Genomic DNA, 20928 nt, shown 5'->3' with positions numbered 1-20928 from the left:
ATGCTTTACCTGCCATGCTCGATTTGGTGAAAGCAAAAAAAATAAGCATCGAAAAAGTAGTTGAGAAAATGTCGCACGCCGTTGCCGATTGTTTTCAAATTGAAAAAAGAGGCTATATCCGTGAAGGATATTTTGCTGATTTGGTATTGGTGGACCCTGAAAAATCATGGACTGTTGACAAAAACAACCTACTCTACAAATGTGGCTGGTCGCCCTTTGAAGGACACACCTTCTCATCGACCATTACACATACTTTTATAAGTGGACATTTAGCTTATGAAGCCGGAAAATTCCACGAAGAAAAAAAGGGAATGCGATTAATGTTCGATCGAAATTGAAAAAAAGCGCACGATATATATTTCTTCTTTTTGCGATCTATTCCTGCAAAACAAAAACTGCAGAAGATGCACCTGAGGATTTACTGCCCGAAAAAAAAATGGTGGAGGTTATGGTTGACCTAACCATTTCTGAAGCTATGATTGGCAATCAATATTTACCCGGAGATACCATTCGAAGCGGAGCCAAAGAATTTTATGACGAATTATTAAAGCGTCATGAAATCACAAAGGAGCAACTACAACATAATATTTTATATTACTCTTTTAAAACGGATCGCTTTACTGCAATCATGGAGCAGGCAGTCGACAGCTTAAATGTGTTAAGTGCAGAGCTGGATAAAAAATAATTTATCGCACGACCAATTTTCCTGTTTTAATTTTTTTCCCGCTTTTATCGAGCAATACCACCACATAGGTTCCGGAAGGCCAACCCTGAACTGAACAGGAAATTTTTTTCTGATCACAGACTTGCTCAAGAACCATCTTTCCGGAAGCATCCATAATCTGTATCGATCCTTTATTACCTGCAATTGATTCAACATTAATTATTACAGTTTCAGATACAGGATTAGGATAAATTTCAAGATTGTCTTTTACAATTTCACTTATACCTACCGTTCCCACACGCATTCCGAATGTGTATTCACCCATTTTTACACTATCAATCACAATTGTGCCCACTTTATCAAATTTACTGGCCTGGGTTTGTCGGGTATAATGCGGATATTCTGTCCACTGTTCTCCCGGCTTAGATCTGTAAAATAAAATCAAGCTATCTTCATGAAACAACACCGAGCCGTGATCCACCATTAATCCATCATCTAAATATCCAGCTCCGGTAGTGGTTCCATTATAATTTAATTTCGCCGTTGCGTAAATATTTTGCCAGTCAATTCCCGTCAATCTCCAATAACGATCCGGAGAAAGCACATGATAAAAATCCGCTTGCATAAAATCATCCGGACCCACCCAGTGATGTTCTACACGCACAAATGCCGAATCATTAACACCATAAACATTAAATTGAAAATTGGCATGATCAACACCTTTCAATCCATTCGTTTTAATAACCAAATTTTCTCCGGTAACAGCATCACTTATTTTTTCATCTTCATTTAAAGATGCATAAACCGGTTGGAATGGAACCTGAACGGTAACAACCGATTGTGCTCCGCCCGCCATCACTCTAACAACAAAAACATTCCAAGATGCATCTCTGAAAAACACATTGATAGGAACATTATTATAATAAGCCGGAGCACCGCGAAGTTTTTGTCCGATGAATAATTGTGCATCCCAATTGGGACCATTTTGTACATAATGAATGGAATCGATACTGAAGTGTGGAAATCCGGGATTTAAAATCCAGCCATCAAAAAAATCGTTAAGATCAACCCCGGGAATTAAATTCATCTGATCGCGAAAATCTTCACTGGATAAATTTTGAAATTGATTATTGGCAATAATTTGATGCAAACCCGCGAAGAATAAGGTATCACCAATGTAAGAGCGCATCGTGTGCACTACATCTGCTCCTTTATCGTAGGTAGTTGTTCCGTAAGTAACATTCAATGGAATGGCCGATAATGCAAAATACCCGCCATCATCAATATGCGCTTTCCACAATACATTTTTATGATTATCGCGGATTTCTTTATTGTAACGGGCGCTACCATACAGATGTTCTAAAAATAAACATTCCGAATAACGAGCCATCCCTTCATTAATCCACATATGTTCTGCCGAAATGCAAGTCACCAAATCGCCCCACCAGTGATGAGAAAGTTCATGCGCCATTAATGTTTCATAAAAGGTAGAACCATTGGCAGTAAGTAATGGATATGCAATGTTTGTAGCGTGTTCCATAGCACCGGATGAAAACGGAACCAATGAATAGCCAACTTTATTCCAGATGTAAGGACCATAACCTGTTTCAAAAGCTTCCAGCGCATCGGGCAAATGCACAAATGAATTTTTCATATTGGTGGTATCAACCGGTAAAGCTGTTAACCAGATTGGAGTGGTGTTGGAGGTAATCGGACTCACATAACTTTGTTGAACATGTGTATATGCTGCAACATTTACACAAGCCAAATAAGAAAGTATCGGTGTATCCATTCTCCATTGACGAATAATATCTGAACCATTCACTGTTTCGTTCACAAGATAACCGTTGCAATAAGCACGCTTTCCATTGTTCGTTTTCACCGTAATGGTGTAAGTAGCACGTTCTATAAAATTATCGAAGCAGGCATGCCATACCCGTCCGTAATTATGAGGAATGGCTTCAAATCCTACTCCAAGATTAAATGCATATCCCGAATTCCAATACCAGCCTCCCCAACCGGAAGGATCCATTTGAGGAGTTCCATGATAAAACACAGAAACCTGTAAGGTATCAGCAGTTGAATAGGTGCCGGGAAGAATTACCTGGAGTAGCGTATCTGTATAGGTATATGCTAAAACTTGGGTGCCCATTTTAACCGAATCAATATTCATATGCAACAGGTCAAGTGAAAGTTGCTGAATATTATTCATCAGAGGATGAAATTTAACTGTAGTGCTTCCTCCAATGGTGGCACCGGAAAAATCGGTGACATCCAGAAAAATATCATAATCCAGCACATCAATGGTATCGCTGCGTAAAGACTCCATATTGGATCTTAACGAATGGGCATGACCGCGATGCGAACAGGTTTGTGCTTCACTCAAATGAAATGCAAAAACAAACAACGCAACTATAAAACCAACTAATTTACTTTTCATTCTTTCACCCATTTACTGATTAATTTTTCTCCCTTGTATTCAATTTCTATGAAGTACAATCCGGACACAAGTGATTGCACTAAAATTTGACGATTATTAATTCGTCCACCCATAACTTTTTTCCCCTGAATATCGCTGATGGAGTAATTGCAATTATTATATATTTCTTCCACCATAATTTTATCAGCAGCAGGATTTGGATAGAGGTTCAGTGTACTGTAAGGATTTTCGCTAACTCCTCCAATAAAATCTGTCAGCATCAGTTCGACATAAGAAGATTGATTGCTATTGTGAAAAACGGTATTCTGCGCCACTAAACTATCACCGGAGGTGTACATGATTCCGCCATTATTTAAGTTCACATCATACCGCGGATAATTTGCACTGCTGATGTCAACTCTGATTTTATGTCCGGTTAAAAAAGTGATGCAACTAAATGGAAGTTCAACGTCCAATTCATAAACAGTTCCAGGAATGCCCTGTGCCGTATCTGAAGAAGTGAAACCATCTCTGAAACGTAATCTTCTGATTCCATCAACAATCAACATCGATCGGCCGTCAGGATAAACATCCGTTAACCGAATAGCAAAATCGGTGTCTGTTTTATCGCTGGAAACAAAAAGATGAACACGGGTTGCTCCTTTCATTACCACATTTTGTCCCAATACCGGACTCTCAAAAATCAACACATCACTTCGTGATTCTACTAATGAAGATTGATCGTATGGTCCCTGCAATTGATCTGCACGCAAGGTTGCGCCTCCATGGGTAGGAGAAGGATCTGTGGGATCATGCGAAAAAACAGAACTTCCATTATTGTTTATTGGCAATCCACTGGTTAAACTATGATCATTTTGCAAATACAATTTAATCGGTGACACTCCCTGAGGCGGCCACACTGAGGATGTGTTCCACTGGTCTTCGCCCATTTGAAAATAGGTTACAAATGGAGTTGTATTCCATCCATTGGTGATTCCACGCAAGTAATAATCGAAAAACAAATTAGCCAGTGAATCACTCCAACCTTGTGCCGCAGGATAATTCAATTCGCCCTGAACAGAAGATCCCACATAAGCTGAACCATGTCCTCCATGCACCCATGGTCCCATCAATAAACGATGCTGGTCTCTAACTGCAATGGGCGAGTTTGCTCTTAAGGCATTAAAATATTCGACTAATGGATCTGTTCCATGGTCGTACCAACCTCCGATCATTAAACAGGGAACACTAATGCTGGAAGGGTAATTGGTGGAATTATATGCAAAATTCCAAACCACATCTTTCACCTGGTGAGCCAATACGGTTGCAGATAATCCATAACCCAAGGCATCCAGTTGTTCTACATATTCAGTTCTATAAACTCCTCCGGGATAAAATTCCTCATAGGCAAACCATGGATTAGCAACTTGCGGCACAGCACAAATGTGTGATGGATGCTGTTCGCGCGCTGTTTCAAATTGAATTTTTCCTAATGCAGAAGGACCCCATGTCCCCACTTTTCCATCGCTCCAGGATTGTTGCGAAATCCATTCTATTACATCATAACCATCTTCACCGCGATTTGGACTGGCAATGGCTGCCGGAAGAGATCCGTAAAATCCGCGCCAATCCACCACCACAAAGGCATAAGGTGATGAATTAATATTCTGTAAAATTCCAAGCGGTAGTCCTGCCCGGAATAATAATCGGTTATAAGGTGTTTGAATCAGGATAGTGGGACCACTCGTCCAGCCTGCCGGAATATATACATCGGCCATCAGCCATTTTCCATCGCGCATAGGAATGGTATCTACCACCGGATTAAGGAGCGCAGAGGCATTATTCATACTGATCAGTAAGAGGACCAGTAAAAGAGTACGGTTCAGCATAATTCAAAAATAAGGAAATGACAGAAGAATTCCTCCTATTAGTCAAACCGTTGGATTTCTACCGCTTACCGTTTACTCAATTTTTATTAGATTTATAGTCGGGATTGCTAAATTAAGGGCACCCAAATAATAGAAATCCTATGAAGCCGAGTACCGAATTATTTGATTTAATTAAATCACTGACGAAGTCCGAAAAAAGGTTTTTCAAATTATCCTCTTCCCTGCAGGAAGGCGAAAAAAACTATCTGAAAATTTTCGACTCCATCGACAAGCAGGAAGAATACGATGAAGAAGAAATCAAAGATCAGTTTAAAGATGAAACCTTCATCAAACATTTTCCTTCAGAGAAGAATCATCTCTATAAGTTAATATTAAAAAGTCTACGCTCGTACCATTCCGATCACTCCGTGAGTGCAATCCTCCGGCAGGAAATAAAAAACATTGAAATCCTTTTTAAGAAAGGATTGTACAAGGAATGTCACAAATTCCTGCAGCGTGCTAAAAAAATTGCCAAGGACAACGAAAAATTCTACTATTTGTTTGACCTTATTAATATTGAAAAACAACTATTAGAAGAAGATTACGAATCGGGCGAGTTCGACAGAGATTTAACTGAATTGGTAGAAGAAGAAACGGATTGTATTGAAAAACTACGCAACCTGGCCGAGTACCACATCATTCTTGCACGCATCAACTACGTATTTCGCCGTGAAGGATTTGCGCATAATGAAGAAGAAAGAAATATTGTAAGTGAGATTGAAAATCATCATCTCATAAAAGGAAAAAATACCGCCCTTTCTTCCAGGGCTTCCACTATTTGTTATTACATCAAAGGTCTGTGTGCAACAACCAACAGACAATATCAGGATGCATTTACATTTTTCAGAAGGGTAAAGGAAATATTCGATAAAAATCCGCATATACGTGCAGACCTTGCCAAGCGTTATGTAAAAACCTTATCGAATTTATTGTATTGCTATATCGATGCACGAAATTATGATGCCGCCTTTGCATTGATCAACGACATGAATGATCTGCGCGATAAAGAAGGATTCGACAGTTTAGAAATGGAAGTGAAAATTTTCACCTCCACCCATATTGCTTTGTTGATGCTACACAATAAAATGGGTGAATTCCAGAAATCCATAAAATTATCGAAGGACATTATTTTAGGCATGGACAAATACGGTGAGCGCATTAATAAGGAACAACAATTAATGTTTGCCTACCACATTTCTTATACGTATTTCGGTGCCGGAGATTACAAGGAATCCTTGCAATGGATTAATTCCGTACTCAACGAAAACGAACAATCGCTTCGTCGCGATATTTTCAATTTTGCACGCGTTTTCAATCTGATTATCCATTACGAATTGGGCAATATGGATTTATTAGAATATTCGATTAAATCCACCGTTAGGTATTTGAATAAAAAAGAAAAAGATTATCAATCTGAAGCTGTATTAATCAAGTACTTTAAAAAATTGATTCGCATATCGATTGAGTTCGACCGGAGAGATGTGTATCTGAATATGCAGGAGGAACTGAATAAATTATTTGAAAATCCGATTGAACGGGTTCTGCTGGAATACCTTGACATTAATGCCTGGGTAGAAAGTAAAATTAAAGGTGTTCCTTTTAGTGATTGCGTAAAAAAATACAATCAGCAAATCACAATCTGATCATTTCATACATGCTTTGCATCGGTTGCGAGCCCATGGTTGAAATCAAATAGATTCTGTTTTCATTTTCGTTCACTTTTACATAAACGATTTCTGAGGGGAAGTCGTTGTTTGGATTTGAAAACACAATAGAATCTTCATTTCCGCCAGTTTGAATTTTAAAATCGAGTACCAGCTTGCCGTGTTGACTGGGAACATTCACCTGATACAACCATTCATTGTTTTTTAAAACAACCTGGAATTTTTCAAACCAATTCGTATCCGCACCATTAACTTCATATCCAATTCCCGTTAAAACACCATGGGCGTCGTATTCCCATTTTTCATGCAATACACCTGAACCCGATTCAGGATTTTTTTGTCGCCATGTCCCTTCCAGCCATGCGCAGGGATGTTTTTCGCCACACGAAAACAATAATAAAAGGGAAAAAAGGCAGAATATAAATTTCATCAGATACCGGATGCAATGCGTTGACGAACGGCTTCATACATAATCATTCCGGCTGCCACCGAAACATTCAGCGATTCAATATTACCAATCATGGGGATCTTTACTTTTTCGTCGCTCAACTTTAAATATTCGCCACTTATTCCATCTTCTTCCGAACCCATGATGATACAAAGCGGATCTGAATAATCTATTTGATCCAATTGTTTCTCGGCTTTTTCGGTGCAGGAAACCACGCGTAATCCGCTTGCAGATAAATAATGAATGGTCTTTTTTAAATTATCTTCTTTACAAACCGGAATACGATGCAAGGCACCGGCCGATGTTTTAACAGCATCGGAAGTGATTAAAGCACCACCACGCGAAGGAATAATTACCGCATCGATTCCCATACACTCGGCTGTTCTGCAAATAGCACCAAAATTTCTAACATCCGTTACCCGGTCAAGCATTAATAAAAACGGAACCTTTCCACTTTCAAATACCCCTGGCAATAATTCTTCCACTTTGTGATACGTTACCGGTGAAATAAAACCAATTACGCCCTGATGATTCTTGCGGGTGAGTCGATTTAACTTTTCGATGGGAACAAATTGCAGGGTGACATCCATTCCTTTCAATTCATTTTTTAATTCATTAAAAAGGTCGTTGGACAATCCCTTCTGAACCATAATTTTATTGATTTCCTTTCCGGAACGAACCGCTTCTATCACTGCACGGGTTCCAAAAATTAAATCGGAAATTTCCTTGTCTTCGTAATTCATCATTGAATAAAATAATAAACTCTTCCCATTCGCCAGGTATCAACGGCTTTATACCATTCCGGCTTATAAACCGCCAAACGCTGCAGGGAAAAATCATTTCCTGTAAATGGATTTTCCACTTTAACAAAACTAAAACGCAAACTCGAAGAACTGTATTTGTCACCATAGGTCCATGTTTCCACGTCCGACGAAACATCCACACTACCGGGTTCACCAAAAATTAAATAAACCATACCGCGATCCGTTCTCCATCCTTCGGTATAAGAAGAATAATTTCGATTGGCATCCTGCATACGATTGTAAAAAACACGAATTAATTCGCGCGCTCTTTCTTTACTTCCTGCACGATCCAACCAATATTTATCCAAGGCCAGTTTTTTATTTTCTGCGGTTTTCAACAATTTAAACTCATCTGAACTGCACAAAAAACGCAAAGGCTCAATTAAAACATCGGGCGTCATTACGCGAGGAAAATATTCAGCAAAATGAAAAGCTGTAAATCCATTTCTGCTGCTGGAATCGGTTACCACATGAATAAAAGTTCCACTTGTAATTTTCAATTCCGCTAATCCATTGGCGTCAAACTTAACTGCATAAATCGAATCGCTTGCATAATTAAACTGCTGGAAACGCTGTTCTGAAAATGGCGGTGGTGCCAGCGAGTAATTTCGTTTGTAAACACGCACTTGCGCTTCGTGTCCTGCATTTCTTTTCGACTCAATCACATATTTACCTGCCGCAACAAATGGAATACATTTCACCACACCTCCATCGCGCAATAAATAATTCTGGCGACCATTTGTATTTTTCTTTTCAGCTGTTAAATAATAATCTCTGGTTGCAGATCGTTTTTTGTCACCAATGGTGATGCGTACCTGGTAATCCATTCCGGCATTCATTTTTACTTTAAATGAACTGGTGATTAATTTATCCGAATTATCCGCATTCACATCATTCAGCACCAGCGAACCGCTATCGGCTACTTGCTTTACATTTTCAATGGTGAGTACCCTATATTGAATAGAAATGGCTGCGGAAGGATTTTGACCATTGATGGTGGTATAAATTAAATCGCGGGAAGCCACATTAAAATAAATTTCGCTTTCAGCATCACTAAAGTGATAGATATGAAAATCTGCCTTTAGTCCGGCTGAAGATTTGTTCACGGATTTCTGGGCAAATGAAAATCCGCAGACAAAAATAAATGCGAGTACGAATTGAATTCTAACCATAGCGATGTGCCAAAATACAAACGATTTCATTGCAAACAAAAAACCCGCCATTGCGACGGGTTTCTTTTTTTTATTTACTAAGAATTTTAAACTCAGTTCTTCGGTTTTGCTGATGTGCATCTTCTTTTTCTGATTTCGTTTTCATTTTTAAAATGTCCGATTCAGGAATCTGAGGCATTGACTCACCATAACCTTTATATTCCAAACGTTTTGGATCAATACCCGCTTTAATCAGGTACTCAACTACCGATTTTGCACGGTTTTCGGAAAGTTTCTGATTGTAAGTAGCATCACCCTGGGTGTCGGTATGTCCGCTGATTTCAATACGCAACGTTGGATTTTCATTCAATAATTTAATCAAACGTTCCAACTCGTTTCTCGAGGCATCACGTAAAGTGGCTTTGTCGTAATCGAAAAAGATATTTCTCAGTACGATGGTTTGACCAATCTCCACTTTTTTCAGGTCAATATTTTTCTCGTACTCTTTATATCCGGCCGATTTCGGAATATCCACATTTTCGGAATGGAATAAGTAACCATCCGCCTTTACAGAAATACCATAGTTTTTACCTGCGGGTAATGACACCAGGTATTGTCCCGTTTTGGAATCGCTGTTTAACGTAGTTACCAATTCATTTTTATCATTGTCGATCAATTCGAGTTTCGCCTCAATGGGCTGCAAGGTGCGTGCATCGCGTATGATCCCTTTTAAGATGGCAAGATTTACCGTTTGAACTTCCACTTTAGGTTCAATCGTAATCGCTTTTACCGGTGCGGCAAGACTCGCAAGAAGATTGTCCTCAGAACTGGTTAAAGGCGCTTTTTCGGGACCTAAAAATGTAATGCGATACAAATCTTTTTCTCCAAATCCATCCTGACGGAACGAAGAATAATACCCGTAACGACCACTACCGGACACTACAAAAAACACGTCATCATCGGGAGAGTTAATCGGATAGCCGATGTTTACAGGTTCACCCCATTTCCCATCTTCACCACGTTTGGTGACAAAAATATCGAAGCCTCCCATGGTGCTGTGACCTTGCGAAGAGAAATACATGGTTTCACCATCCGGATGAAGGAACACCCCGGTTTCGCGGTATTTGGTATTTACTACCGGACCAAGATTTTCTGCTGGTCCCCATTCCTTTTTCTTTTCATCCCACTTAGAAACATAAATATCTTCCTCACCTAATCCGCCGGGACGAGAAGAAGCAAAATAAAGTTCTTTACCATCGAATGAAACTGAAGCGGAAGATTCATAATAATTTTTTGAACTTACATTGTTGGATAGCTTTTCGGGTTTACCGTATTGACCATCTTTTAATTTGGATTCATAAATATCTCCATTGCCTTTCCATCCGTAGAAAATATAAAGCGTTTTACCATCCGGAGATAATCCTGATGGAGCATCATGATTTTCCGTATTAATATTTTTACCGATGTTTTGCGATTTTTCCCATTCACCGGTATTCGGGTTACGTTGGGAATAGTAAACATCTTCGAAGTATTTACCGTCGCCTTCATCCTTTTTCCCACCTTCTGTATCATTTCTTCTTCCGGTATAAATTACGATGGACTCATCCGCAGAAATAAAAGGACCATATTCAGGAAATTCTGTATTTACATTTTTACCCAGATTATCGATCCACACCCGTTCAGGTTTAGCTGATAATTCTTTACCGGTTTTACACTCTTTAATTTTTTTATTGATGTAAACCAGTGTATCCGCATTTTTCGGATCGAGTACTTTTTTATGGAATTCATAATGTTTTGTAGCATTATCCCAATCGCCATTGATGTGATACCCGATACCAATCAACAAATTGATTTCCGGTTTTACATTCGGATTTAATTCATAAGCCTTTCTGAAATAATTCAGTGATTTAAACTTATAGGATGAATTCAATACACAAACACCGAGGTAGTAGTTAAGCATGGAATAATTCGGATTAAAAGCATATGCTTTTTCAAAAAATTCTTCTGCTTTTTCAAATTGGTATTGTTCAAACAACTCAACTCCTTCTTCATAGGCTCTTCTTGCCTCTTTAAATTCATCTTTACGATCTTTAAAGAGATCCTTTTCGAAAGGCATATCTTTTTGCTGAGCAAATGAAACTGAAGTGATCAGAATCAACAAAAGCGTAGTCAGTTTTTTCATGATTATTCCCTCCCTTTTCATTTTTGATTATATTTTTCAACTTCAGAGCAAACTCCGTAAATGTTGTAATAGGTCTCACCCGACTGAATACCCATAGATGCGGCATTTTCCCAATCTGAACAAGCTCCTTTTAAGTCACGAATCATTTCTTTTGCAATTCCTCTGTTCAAATAGGCAGCGCCATAATTTTCATCAAGTGAAATCGCTTTATCGCAATCGGCAATAGCTTCTTTGTATTTCTTCTGTTTGATATAGCAAGCCGCTCTGTTGTTGAAGGCATATGCATAATCACTTTTTATTTTAATCGCTTCATTAAAATCAGCAATGGCTTCGTCGATTTTTCCCGCTTCCATTTTTGCCATGCCTCTGTTATTATATGCGATATAATAATCTTTCTTTAAGCGGATGGCATTGTTGTATTCCTGAATTGCGCCAATAAAATCTCCTTTCATCCGTTTTACGGAACCAAGGTTATTATAGGCAAATGTCAATTGCGGATTCGATTGAATTGCGCTCTCGTAATCTTTAATGGCTCCGTCCAAATCCCCCATTTTCTTTTTAGCCGATGCACGATCATTGTAAGCATAGGCGTAATCTGGTTTTAAACGAATGGCATTGTTATACGATGCAATCGCTTCTTCGAACTTTTCGTTTAAAAATTGAGCAACGCCAAGATTGTACTGGTATTTTGAATCGTTGTTTTTCAATTCTACCGATTTCAAAAAAGCAGCCTCTGCGTTTTTAGGATCGTTTTTATCCATGTACACACTTCCAATCATGAAATACGCATTATGTGCATTTTCTGATCCTAAAGTGGTTACCATTTGAAAATCCTTGATTGCTTCATCCAGCTTTTTAGATTCGTAATAGGCGCTTCCTCTGTTCATGTAGGCCTTTTCGAATTTAGCATCTAAGGCAATCGCTTCGGTAAAACGAGCAATGGCGCCCTGCAGATCCTTGCTTTCGTAAGCATTCACACCTTCGTTGTATTTCTGCTGTGCTTCAGGATTTACCTGCGCAAGTGTATCGGTTTGTGCCTGGGCATTATGCGCCCACAACAAAAACACCAACAGAACAGTTCTAATTATCACCTTCATGATTTTTTGATTTGGATTATAAAATTAGCAAAAATCCAGCCAAAAAACAGCAAGAACTACGGAATGTTACTGAACGCATTTAGTAGGAGATTGAAACAGAATTAACTCTATTTTTGCAGCATGAAAGCACTGGTTTTTTACCTCTCATTGCCATTACTTTACCTGATATCCTTATTGCCATACCCATTGTTTTACGGATTGTGCGACGGGATATTCTTCCTGGTGTACCATGTTTTCGGATACAGAAAACAGGTGGTTCGCACCAATCTGAAAAACGCCTTCCCTGAAAAATCGGAAAAGGAAAGAAGGAAAATTGAACGGATGTATTTCAGATACCTGGTAGACCTCATGCTGGAAACTTTTAAAACATTGACAATCAGCAAAAAATCTGCCCTGAAAAAATGTGAAGCGACCCCTGAAGCAGTAAAATTATTTAATGAATATCACGATAAGGGACAATCCGTCATTATTGTAATGGGCCATTACGGTAATTGGGAATGGGCCGGCAACACCTTTAGCCTGAGTTGTAAATCACCGCTTTATATCATTTATCACCCGCTGCGAAATCCTTATTTCGATCGGTTGATGTACAAAATGAGAACTCGATTTGGTAATCGACTGTATCCGATGAAGGAGGCATTTAAAGGGATGGTAGCGAACAGGAAGGAAGTGAACGTAACTGCGTTTATTGCCGACCAAACCCCATCGCCTGAAAATGCGTACTGGACCACCTTTCTTCACCAGGACACTCCTGTATTCTGGGGCACAGAACGATTGGCATGCAAACTGGATTATCCGATTGTTTATATTACCATCGACCGTTATAAGCGAGGCAGATACCGGATTCATGCTAAAAAAATGATTGAAAAACCATCCCTTACCCGTGAAGGTGAAATTTCTGAAATGCACACGCGCTTGCTGGAGGAAGATATTCGTCGCCGGCCGGAAATCTGGTTATGGAGTCATAAGCGATGGAAGCATAAAAGACCTGCAATAAGTCAGGAAATTTGATTTAAACCAATCCTAATTTTCTTGTATTTTGGCAAAAGAATGAGACAGGGCCGTGAATTAATATTAGCTACCAAGCCTTACGCACAGGAAAACAAATGGAAAAGCTGGTACTACAGCCTTTCAACACTTTTCCTTTTGTGTGGGTCCATTTTTGGCATTTACTATTTTGAACCTCTTTATATCCGAATTCCGCTAAGTTTATTCACCGGTTTGGTGATGGTTAGGTTTTTCGTGATTTATCATGATCATCAACATCAGGCTATTCTACACAAATCAAAACCTGCAAATATCCTTTTTCAACTTTTTGGGATTTATATTCTGGCGCCAAGCTCCATTTGGAAAAGATCGCACGATTATCATCATAATCACAACTCAAAACTATTTACGGCGAGTATTGGTTCTTATCCCATCATGACCCGCGAAAAATTTAATTCATGCACACCCGCTGAACAAAAAATGTACCTGAGAAGTCGACATCCTTTCACCATTTTCTGGGGTTATTTTTCGATGTTCCTTATTGGAATGTGCTATAACTCATTCAGCAGTTCACCTCGAAGACACTGGGATTCTTTATTGGCAATTATTCTTCATGTCATTTACCAGGTCATTATTTTTTATTACCTCGGCTGGTTAACCTGGTTGCTCGCTATTGTTGTTCCTTTTGTATTGGCCGATATGATTGGCGCTTATCTGTTCTATGCACAACATAATTTCCCGGGAGTAGTGTTTAGAAATAAAGAAGGCTGGACCTATGCAGGAGCAGCACTTGAATCTTCCAGTTATATGGAAATGTCATTTTTCTGGAGATGGGTAACTGCCAATATCGGATATCATCATATTCACCATATGAATGCGAGAATACCATTTTATCGTTTACCGGAAGTAATGCGTGAGATACCAGAATTATCCCAACCGAAAAAAACCAGTCTTAAACCGAAAGATATTATTGCCTGCTTCCGGTTAAAATTTTGGGATCCGGATCAAAATTCAATGGTGGGATACTGATCAACTATTTTTTTAGTTCATCAATAAAATTCGAAATAAATTCCTTGTCGTCCTCGTCAGTTGCAACCTCACTTGCTTTTTCTGCATTCTTTAAGGCTTCTGCCTTCATGTTGTTGGCTCTATAAACGTAAGCGATAGTAAGGTAAGTGTAAGCGCTTTCTTCTGCTTTAAATGCTTTTTCTGCCCATTTAATACAATAAGAAAATGCTTTTTCACCATAACGATCCATGGTCTCCTGGGCGTTATTGGAAATCATTTCAACATCCGAAACATAATTCATAATCCAGTGATCAAGCGATTGCAAATGTTTTTCGTTTTGTCCTGTTTCCGAATAATAATAAATATCCACTTCATCTTCGAAACCATCAGGCATAGGCACCTCCATTTGTAAGATGGCCTTTCTTGCTTGTTGCTTATAAAGTGCAACTTTAGACTCATCTTTATTGGCAATTGCATCCTGAAGTAACATTCCGCTAACCTCCGTAAAATAGGTTTGATAACCGGGAATGGAATCAATAAAATATCTGAAATGATCAAGGGAATACAAATAGAATCTCGATTGAGGATCTGTTTCGAAAATACTCACCAAACTCCAGGTATCCGGATTTTTACAATCTTCCGTTTTAACCGATTGAAGGTAATCGCCAACAATTCGTTTCGCTTCCTCCGGATTTTGCTGAACCAATACAGTGATGTAATTGGTCATCGCTTTTAAATCACTTTTATTTTTTTCAAATGCTTTTTTGTTCGCTTCAAAATTTACCACCCTACTGGCAGTTTCCATTAATCCATCTCCATCCAGTGCACCTACGGTGATGAACGACACATTTCCTGTTGATTTAAAAAATGCTAAGGTCGGATAAGCTTCGATATTGGTTTTTTCAACTAAATCTTTTTCTTGTTTCTCCGCGTCAATTTTAACGCTAACAAAATGCTCATTAAAATAAGCTCCAACATCCGGATTTGTAAATACAGCACCCGACATGTATTTACATGGGCCACACCAAACGGCGTAGAAGTCGACAAACACTTCTTTGTTTTCCTTTTTAGCCTTTTGTAAAGCCTGTTCAAATGTCCCTTCAAAAAACTGTATGCCCTGTGCGAATAACAGTGTGGGGAACAACATCAATAATACAACTACACTTCTTCTCATAAAAATATCTTTACAAAAAACATTCCCTTTTTTAGCTATAAAGTAAATACCGGGAAAATGTTACAACAATCAGGAGATCAAATTAACACCCGTATAATTAAACGGAGATATTTTCCGAAGCTCATTTTTAATCTCTTCACTCACATCTAATGTTTCGATAAAAGAAGCAATGGATTCAGCATTTATATGCGTGTTTGTCCTGGTTAATGCCTTCAATGCTTCATAAGGATTCGGATAGGCTTCACGTCGAAGTATGGTTTGGATGGCCTCAGCAACAACTGCCCAATTGTTTTCCAGATCACGGTGCACTGCGGCCTCATTGAGAATAATTTTACCTAATCCTTTTTCCAGAGAGCGCAGTCCGATTAACGTATGTGCGAATGGCACTCCGATATTTCTAAGAACCGTACTATCCGTTAAATCACGTTGAAGTCGAGATACCGGTAATTTGGCGGATAAATGTTCGAAAATTGCATTCGCGATTCCAATGTTTCCTTCTGAATTTTCGAAATCAATCGGATTAACTTTATGTGGCATGGCCGATGATCCAACTTCACCTTCCTTGATTTTTTGTTTAAAGTATTCCATGGAAATATAGGTCCACATATCCCTGTCCAGATCCAGCAAAATAGTATTGATTCGTTTCATCACATCAAACAAAGCAGCAAGGTTATCATAATGCTCAATTTGAGTGGTAGTCTGCGATCGTTTCAATCCCAGCGTGTGATCTACAAAGCGATTTGCAAATGCAACCCAGTCGATTTGCGGATATGCAACATGGTGGGCATTAAAGTTTCCGGTTGCTCCGCCAAATTTTGCAGAAAACGGAATCTGAATAAGCTGTTCACGTTGTGATTTTAAACGTTCTGAAAACACCTGAATTTCTTTTCCCAGTCGGGTTGGCGATGCAGGTTGACCATGTGTTTTAGCCAGCATTGGAATATTTCTCCATTCATGAACAAATCGTTCCAGTTGCGCAATAATGGTATCCAATAAGGGCAGGTAACTATCATTAACCGCTTCTTTAAGTGATAGGGGAATCGACGTGTTGTTGATGTCTTGGGAGGTCAACCCAAAATGGATAAATTCCTTATGATCTCCAACACCGAGTTTTTCAAATTTTTCTTTTAAAAAATACTCCACTGCTTTCACATCGTGATTGGTGGTTTTTTCAATTTCTTTAATTCTTAGGGCATCCTCATCGGTAAAATCAATATAAATTTTACGCATGGAACTAAAGAGCGAAGCATCAATCCCTTCCAACTGAGGCAAGGGTAATTCACACAGCGAAATAAAATATTCCACCTCTACCAAAACACGATAGCGGATTAAAGCTTTTTCAGAAAAAAACAAGGATAACTCCTGAACTTGTTTTCTATAGCGCCCATCAACAGGCGAAATGGCGGTTAAAACTGATAGTTCCATATGATTTGCAAAGCGCAAAAGTAAGTAATACGATAAGAATGACACGGCGATTCTGAAAGTATTTCTGCTAAGACAGAATTTCTTTATATTTTTAAAGCATGAAGGACTTCTTCTCCCTTTTTTGGCTGGGTATCAGGACCTACAAGGATGCCATTCGCTTTGTGGGCAATAATCGGTTATGGCACTTTTTTATTCCGCCCCTTATTTTATCCGCATTAATACTTTGGGGAACCTGGGCCTTAGATCAAAAAATCAGCAAGATTGATTTCAGCGAGGTGGACAGTTTGAGGGAGTTAATCAATTATCTCATGAAAAACCTGATTCTGGCCTCAATCGTGATGATGGGTTATAAACTGAGAAAATACATCGTGTTTATCGTTTTATCACCGATGCTAACACATTTGAGTTTGAAAACCGAATTGCTGATCACCGGAAACACGTATAAATCGGACTGGGCTCAATTTTGGAAAGATATTAAACGAGCCTTACGGATAGCAACAGGAAATTTTATTTTGGAATATTCCATTTTCGCTGCATGGTACATTTTTATCTTGTTTGTTGCTGACGCAAGACCTCTTACTCCCTTTTTCCTTTTCGCCGTAGGATGTTATTTCTATGGATTTTCCATGATGGATTATGTAAATGAAAGAAGGAGATTAAACATTGAGAAAAGCGTTGAATTTGTAAGAGAGCATGCCGGATTTGCCATTGGAAACGGATTTGTTTTCTCGGCGATGTTCTTTATCCCTTATGATATCGGAGTGATTTTTGCGCCCGTCCTTGCCGTAATTGCCGGCACCATTGGTATGCATGAAATTGTGGACCTCAACAAAAACCCCTATGCCCAAAAGGATTAAGGTCCTTCCCTCTTGCCTTAAAATGAAATTTTAAGTTATATTTGTTTAAATACACATTCTGATGAAATCTATCCTTTTGCTGTCAGGTTTTCTGTTTTTGGGCTATCATAGCGCAAGTGCAAGCAATTTTGCGTCGCCAGATACTACACTTAGTGTACTCGACAAAGGCGTAATTGCTGCAAAAATGGTGGAAGCCAAAAACAAACAATATGCCGGCGATTACCGCGGGGCCTTAAACACCTATCGTGAAATTATAGCTGAAGATAAAACCAATGCATTAGCCCATTTTAAAATTGCTGAATGTCATTTTGAACTTTCACATTGGGACCTGAGTTTGGAATATGTAGAAAAGGCATTCGCTTTAGATCCGGCAACCTCACCTGAAATAGAATTTTTATGGGGAAAAGTGCTGCATCGTTTAGAAAAACTAGATGATGCAAAAACACATTTAGAAAAATACAAAAGCACAATAAAACCTGAAAAGCTTGCAGATTCAGATATTGACTTTTATCTGAGCCAGGTAAAAACTGCTAAAGAAGTCATGGCCAAAGCCCTGAACGTTACCATTAAAAACGCAGGCACTCATATCAATTCCAAATTCGATGATTATTCACCGGTTATTGCTCCGGCGGGAAATATTATTTATTTCACTTCTCGCCGACCACAAAGTACGGGTGGTATGCAAGCCGAAGACAATACCTACTTCGAAGATATTTTTTACTGCAAATTAAATGAAGACGGTACATGGACAGAAGCAGAACAAGTAGAAGGTAAATTAAATTCAGATGAATTTGATAACTGTTCACATATCTCAGCAGATGGAACAACCATGTACATTACACAAAACATTAACCGCTATACGAAAAGCTCTGATTTAGCTGTTTCAAAAATGTCGAAAAGCGGAAAATGGAACATGGCTAAACTTCTTCCGAAGCCGATTAACTCCTCGTATTTCGATGCTTGTCCAACCCTTTCTCCCGACGAAAAAACATTGTATTTCGTGAGTGAACGTAATGGTGAGAAATTCGGTTCTGATGTGTTTAAAGCCACCAAAAACGGTTCGAAATGGTCGACCCCGATTCCTTGTCCATCACTGAACTCTACCGAAAACGAAACTACAGTTTGGTTACATCCTAATGGCAAATGGCTTTTCTTTTCCTCTAAAGGATTTAATTCGATGGGAGGTTATGATATTTATGTGGCAGAATGGACCGGTACTGATTGGGGAAATCCAAGAAATTTAGGTTATCCTATCAACACCGTAAACGATGAAACGCATTTCAGAATTTCTCCTGATGGAAAATATGCATTCATGTCAAGTAATCGTCCAGGCGGAGTAGGTGAGCGTGATATTTACATGATCGACCTAAGCACCATTGAATGGTTAAAATAAAATCGCTTTTTATTCTCCTGCCCTATTTTGTACTCGCAGGACTATGCCTCTCGTTTTCCTCCCCAACGGAACAATGCGATTGCGCAGGTAAAACTGTTAAAGAAAAAGGTAGTGCAATTATTCAGGGTAAAGTAACAAGCGGACAAAATTCCGTTGGAATGAAAGGTGTAAACCTATGCCTATTGAAAAATGGCGTATTAATAGCTAAAACAAAATCCGGAAAAAACGGCAATTATTCCTTCTCCTCCCTTTCCGGAGGTAAATACGAAGTTAAAGCCTGCGCAAAAAACAGTTTGAATCCGGTTGTGATTTCAGGGATAAATGTGAATCCGGCCAAAACGGAATTCATCAATGTTTTTATCCCAGCTAACTAGTTTACTCTTCGTAAATAATTGATTTGTCCAAGGTGATAATTTAAATGTGCAAGCATTTGAATGATCATATCTCCTTTCGTTCTTCTACTCCCTAAAAATTCAATCGGGTAATCAGCATTTAATTCGCTATCCGGAATTGTATTCAAAAAATCAGGTAGCCAGGAAACCAAATCATCTACCCGCTTAATTAGTTCAACTTTATTCGTTTCACGATCCGAAAATTCAAGTTCCCGATTACGGGTGTAGGATATTCCCTTTAAATGAAAACCTATAAAATGGTTTAAATTCCCAATTAAATGATGCGCCAGTGTACCGCATGAATTTGAAACTCCATTTACTGTTGAATATAAATTATCATCAGAAATCTGCTCTAATTCCTTCTTTAGCATTTCTAATTCTCTACGATAGTGATTTCCTAATTCCATCTTAATGTGTAATTAAATTCGACAATTCTGCACCTCTGTTTTTTGCAGCAAAAATTCCATCCTTTACTACTTCGTTTAATTTCCCTTGGTGAAAAATCCGAAAAGCAGCTTCGGTCGTTCCTCCTTTCGAAGCTACGGTTTTAATTAAATCTTCTAAGGGTAAATCGGAACTATTTAATAAATGGAATGCACCTAACATGGTTTGTTTTACCAACAAAGATGAAACAGAAGCTTCAAATCCCATTTCAATTCCCGCCTCTATCATGCATTGAACAAAATAGAAAAAGTAAGCTGGTCCACTTCCACTTAAAGCAGTAACTGCATCCATCAACTCTTCATTCTTAAAAAACGCCGTTCTTCCAGTGGTAGATAATAACTGTTCGACCATTCTGATCTGATCTAAATTCACCTGTGGCGATGCACAAAAACCAGTAACACCCATACCTATTTCAATAGGCGAATTGGGCATGGCCCTCACGACTGTAGGATGATGAAGTGCCTTGGAAATTTGTTCAATGGTGACTCCCGCCATTACGGATAATACGACTTGCTCAGGACGCAATTTATTCTGAAGATTTGGAATAAGACTGGGGAAATCCTGTGGTTTAACCGCTATAATTATCACATCTGCCACGCTAATCAATTCCGGATTTTCATTTAGCGTAGAAAATCCTTCTTCTTTGCTCTTCTCGGCAGACCGGGCGGAAATAAAAATATTATTTCGCTCTACTAATCCTAATTTCACGAATGATCTGGCGTATATTCTTCCAATATTTCCAAATCCAATAATTGCAACTTTCATCTTTAAAAAATAAAAAATCCCGGCTAAACCGGGATTTTAATAATATAACTAATTCTTTAGTTGAAAAACCCCTTGTTTAAAACAGTTTCGGGGAATTGATTTTTAATTCATAATTCATACTCAAAAC

Annotated in this window: 19 protein-coding genes; 8 read left to right on the top strand and 11 right to left on the bottom strand. The window is 38.7% G+C overall.

What is annotated here, in order from left to right; all coding sequences use genetic code 11:
- Window positions 1-338 (top strand): amidohydrolase family protein (locus tag K1X56_02635; protein MBX7093591.1); only part of this gene is annotated, 338 nt, incomplete at its 5' end.
- Window positions 335-685: a DUF4296 domain-containing protein gene (locus K1X56_02630; protein MBX7093590.1), complete on the top strand. Its 351-nt coding sequence runs from the start codon at window positions 335-337 to the stop codon at window positions 683-685. The genes K1X56_02635 and K1X56_02630, both read left to right, overlap by 4 nt.
- Window position 686: 1 nt before the next feature.
- On the opposite strand, the gene K1X56_02625 is transcribed toward K1X56_02630, so the two are convergent.
- Together K1X56_02625 and K1X56_02620 are read right to left on the bottom strand one after the other, a co-directional pair.
- Window positions 687-3104: a T9SS type A sorting domain-containing protein gene (locus K1X56_02625; protein ID MBX7093589.1), complete on the bottom strand. Its 2418-nt coding sequence runs from the start codon at window positions 3102-3104 to the stop codon at window positions 687-689.
- Window positions 3101-4972: a CocE/NonD family hydrolase gene (locus K1X56_02620; GenBank protein ID MBX7093588.1), complete on the bottom strand. Its 1872-nt coding sequence runs from the start codon at window positions 4970-4972 to the stop codon at window positions 3101-3103. Before K1X56_02620 ends, K1X56_02625 begins: the two co-directional genes overlap by 4 nt.
- A gap of 140 nt (window positions 4973-5112) precedes the next feature.
- On the opposite strand from K1X56_02620, the gene K1X56_02615 reads away from it, so the two are divergent.
- The gene (locus K1X56_02615) at window positions 5113-6654 is read left to right on the top strand and encodes a hypothetical protein (GenBank protein MBX7093587.1); all 1542 of its coding nucleotides are present in this window, start codon (window positions 5113-5115) and stop codon (window positions 6652-6654) included.
- On the opposite strand, the gene K1X56_02610 is transcribed toward K1X56_02615, so the two are convergent.
- The 5 genes from K1X56_02610 to K1X56_02590 are packed head-to-tail and all read right to left on the bottom strand — an operon-like array spanning window position 6644 to window position 12356.
- Window positions 6644-7105 (bottom strand): hypothetical protein, encoded by a 462-nt coding sequence (locus K1X56_02610; GenBank protein MBX7093586.1) that lies wholly within the window; start codon window positions 7103-7105, stop codon window positions 6644-6646. The genes K1X56_02615 and K1X56_02610 overlap by 11 nt on opposite strands.
- Complete coding sequence (gene rlmB, locus K1X56_02605) at window positions 7105-7869, bottom strand: 23S rRNA (guanosine(2251)-2'-O)-methyltransferase RlmB (protein ID MBX7093585.1); 765 nt, start codon at window positions 7867-7869, stop codon at window positions 7105-7107. The genes K1X56_02610 and rlmB overlap by 1 nt, the downstream gene beginning before the upstream one ends.
- Window positions 7866-9149, bottom strand: a complete 1284-nt coding sequence (locus K1X56_02600) for a GWxTD domain-containing protein (protein MBX7093584.1) — start codon at window positions 9147-9149, stop codon at window positions 7866-7868. The genes rlmB and K1X56_02600 overlap by 4 nt, the downstream gene beginning before the upstream one ends.
- 19 nt (window positions 9150-9168) lie before the next feature.
- The gene (locus K1X56_02595) at window positions 9169-11259 is read right to left on the bottom strand and encodes an OmpA family protein (protein ID MBX7093583.1); all 2091 of its coding nucleotides are present in this window, start codon (window positions 11257-11259) and stop codon (window positions 9169-9171) included.
- A 17-nt stretch (window positions 11260-11276) separates the two neighbouring features.
- Window positions 11277-12356, bottom strand: coding sequence for a tetratricopeptide repeat protein (locus K1X56_02590; protein MBX7093582.1), 1080 nt, complete (start codon window positions 12354-12356; stop codon window positions 11277-11279).
- A gap of 120 nt (window positions 12357-12476) precedes the next feature.
- Between K1X56_02590 and K1X56_02585 the strand changes: the two genes are divergently transcribed.
- Both K1X56_02585 and K1X56_02580 read left to right on the top strand, forming a co-directional pair.
- Entirely contained in the window at window positions 12477-13367 is an 891-nt protein-coding gene (locus K1X56_02585; GenBank protein ID MBX7093581.1) for a lysophospholipid acyltransferase family protein, read from the top strand.
- A 39-nt stretch (window positions 13368-13406) separates the two neighbouring features.
- Entirely contained in the window at window positions 13407-14372 is a 966-nt protein-coding gene (locus K1X56_02580) for a fatty acid desaturase (GenBank protein MBX7093580.1), read from the top strand.
- A gap of 4 nt (window positions 14373-14376) precedes the next feature.
- Here K1X56_02580 and K1X56_02575 read toward each other — a convergent pair whose 3' ends face one another.
- Both K1X56_02575 and purB read right to left on the bottom strand, forming a co-directional pair.
- The gene (locus tag K1X56_02575; protein ID MBX7093579.1) at window positions 14377-15525 is read right to left on the bottom strand and encodes a thioredoxin family protein; all 1149 of its coding nucleotides are present in this window, start codon (window positions 15523-15525) and stop codon (window positions 14377-14379) included.
- A gap of 69 nt (window positions 15526-15594) precedes the next feature.
- Window positions 15595-16950, bottom strand: coding sequence for an adenylosuccinate lyase (purB, locus tag K1X56_02570; GenBank protein ID MBX7093578.1), 1356 nt, complete (start codon window positions 16948-16950; stop codon window positions 15595-15597).
- Between the two features lie 98 nt (window positions 16951-17048).
- Here purB and K1X56_02565 point away from each other — a divergent pair, with 98 nt between their 5' ends.
- The 3 genes from K1X56_02565 to K1X56_02555 all read left to right on the top strand — a co-directional run bounded on the left by K1X56_02565 (window position 17049) and on the right by K1X56_02555 (window position 19574).
- Entirely contained in the window at window positions 17049-17807 is a 759-nt protein-coding gene (locus tag K1X56_02565) for an EI24 domain-containing protein (protein ID MBX7093577.1), read from the top strand.
- 61 nt (window positions 17808-17868) lie between these two features.
- Complete coding sequence (locus K1X56_02560) at window positions 17869-19200, top strand: hypothetical protein (protein ID MBX7093576.1); 1332 nt, start codon at window positions 17869-17871, stop codon at window positions 19198-19200.
- Window positions 19188-19574: a carboxypeptidase-like regulatory domain-containing protein gene (locus K1X56_02555; protein ID MBX7093575.1), complete on the top strand. Its 387-nt coding sequence runs from the start codon at window positions 19188-19190 to the stop codon at window positions 19572-19574. Before K1X56_02560 ends, K1X56_02555 begins: the two co-directional genes overlap by 13 nt.
- Here K1X56_02555 and K1X56_02550 read toward each other — a convergent pair.
- Both K1X56_02550 and proC read right to left on the bottom strand, forming a co-directional pair.
- Window positions 19571-19999 (bottom strand): DUF1572 domain-containing protein, encoded by a 429-nt coding sequence (locus tag K1X56_02550; GenBank protein ID MBX7093574.1) that lies wholly within the window; start codon window positions 19997-19999, stop codon window positions 19571-19573. The genes K1X56_02555 and K1X56_02550 overlap by 4 nt on opposite strands.
- Before the next feature lies 1 nt (window position 20000).
- The gene (gene proC, locus K1X56_02545; GenBank protein MBX7093573.1) at window positions 20001-20801 is read right to left on the bottom strand and encodes a pyrroline-5-carboxylate reductase; all 801 of its coding nucleotides are present in this window, start codon (window positions 20799-20801) and stop codon (window positions 20001-20003) included.
- Window positions 20802-20928 lie beyond the last annotated feature (127 nt).

The sequence above is a fragment of the Flavobacteriales bacterium genome (assembly GCA_019694795.1).
Classification (GTDB): Bacteria; Bacteroidota; Bacteroidia; order Flavobacteriales_D; family UBA2798; genus UBA2798.
The sequence above is the reverse complement of the archived record's forward strand: the minus strand, read 5'-3'. Positions and strand labels throughout refer to the sequence as shown.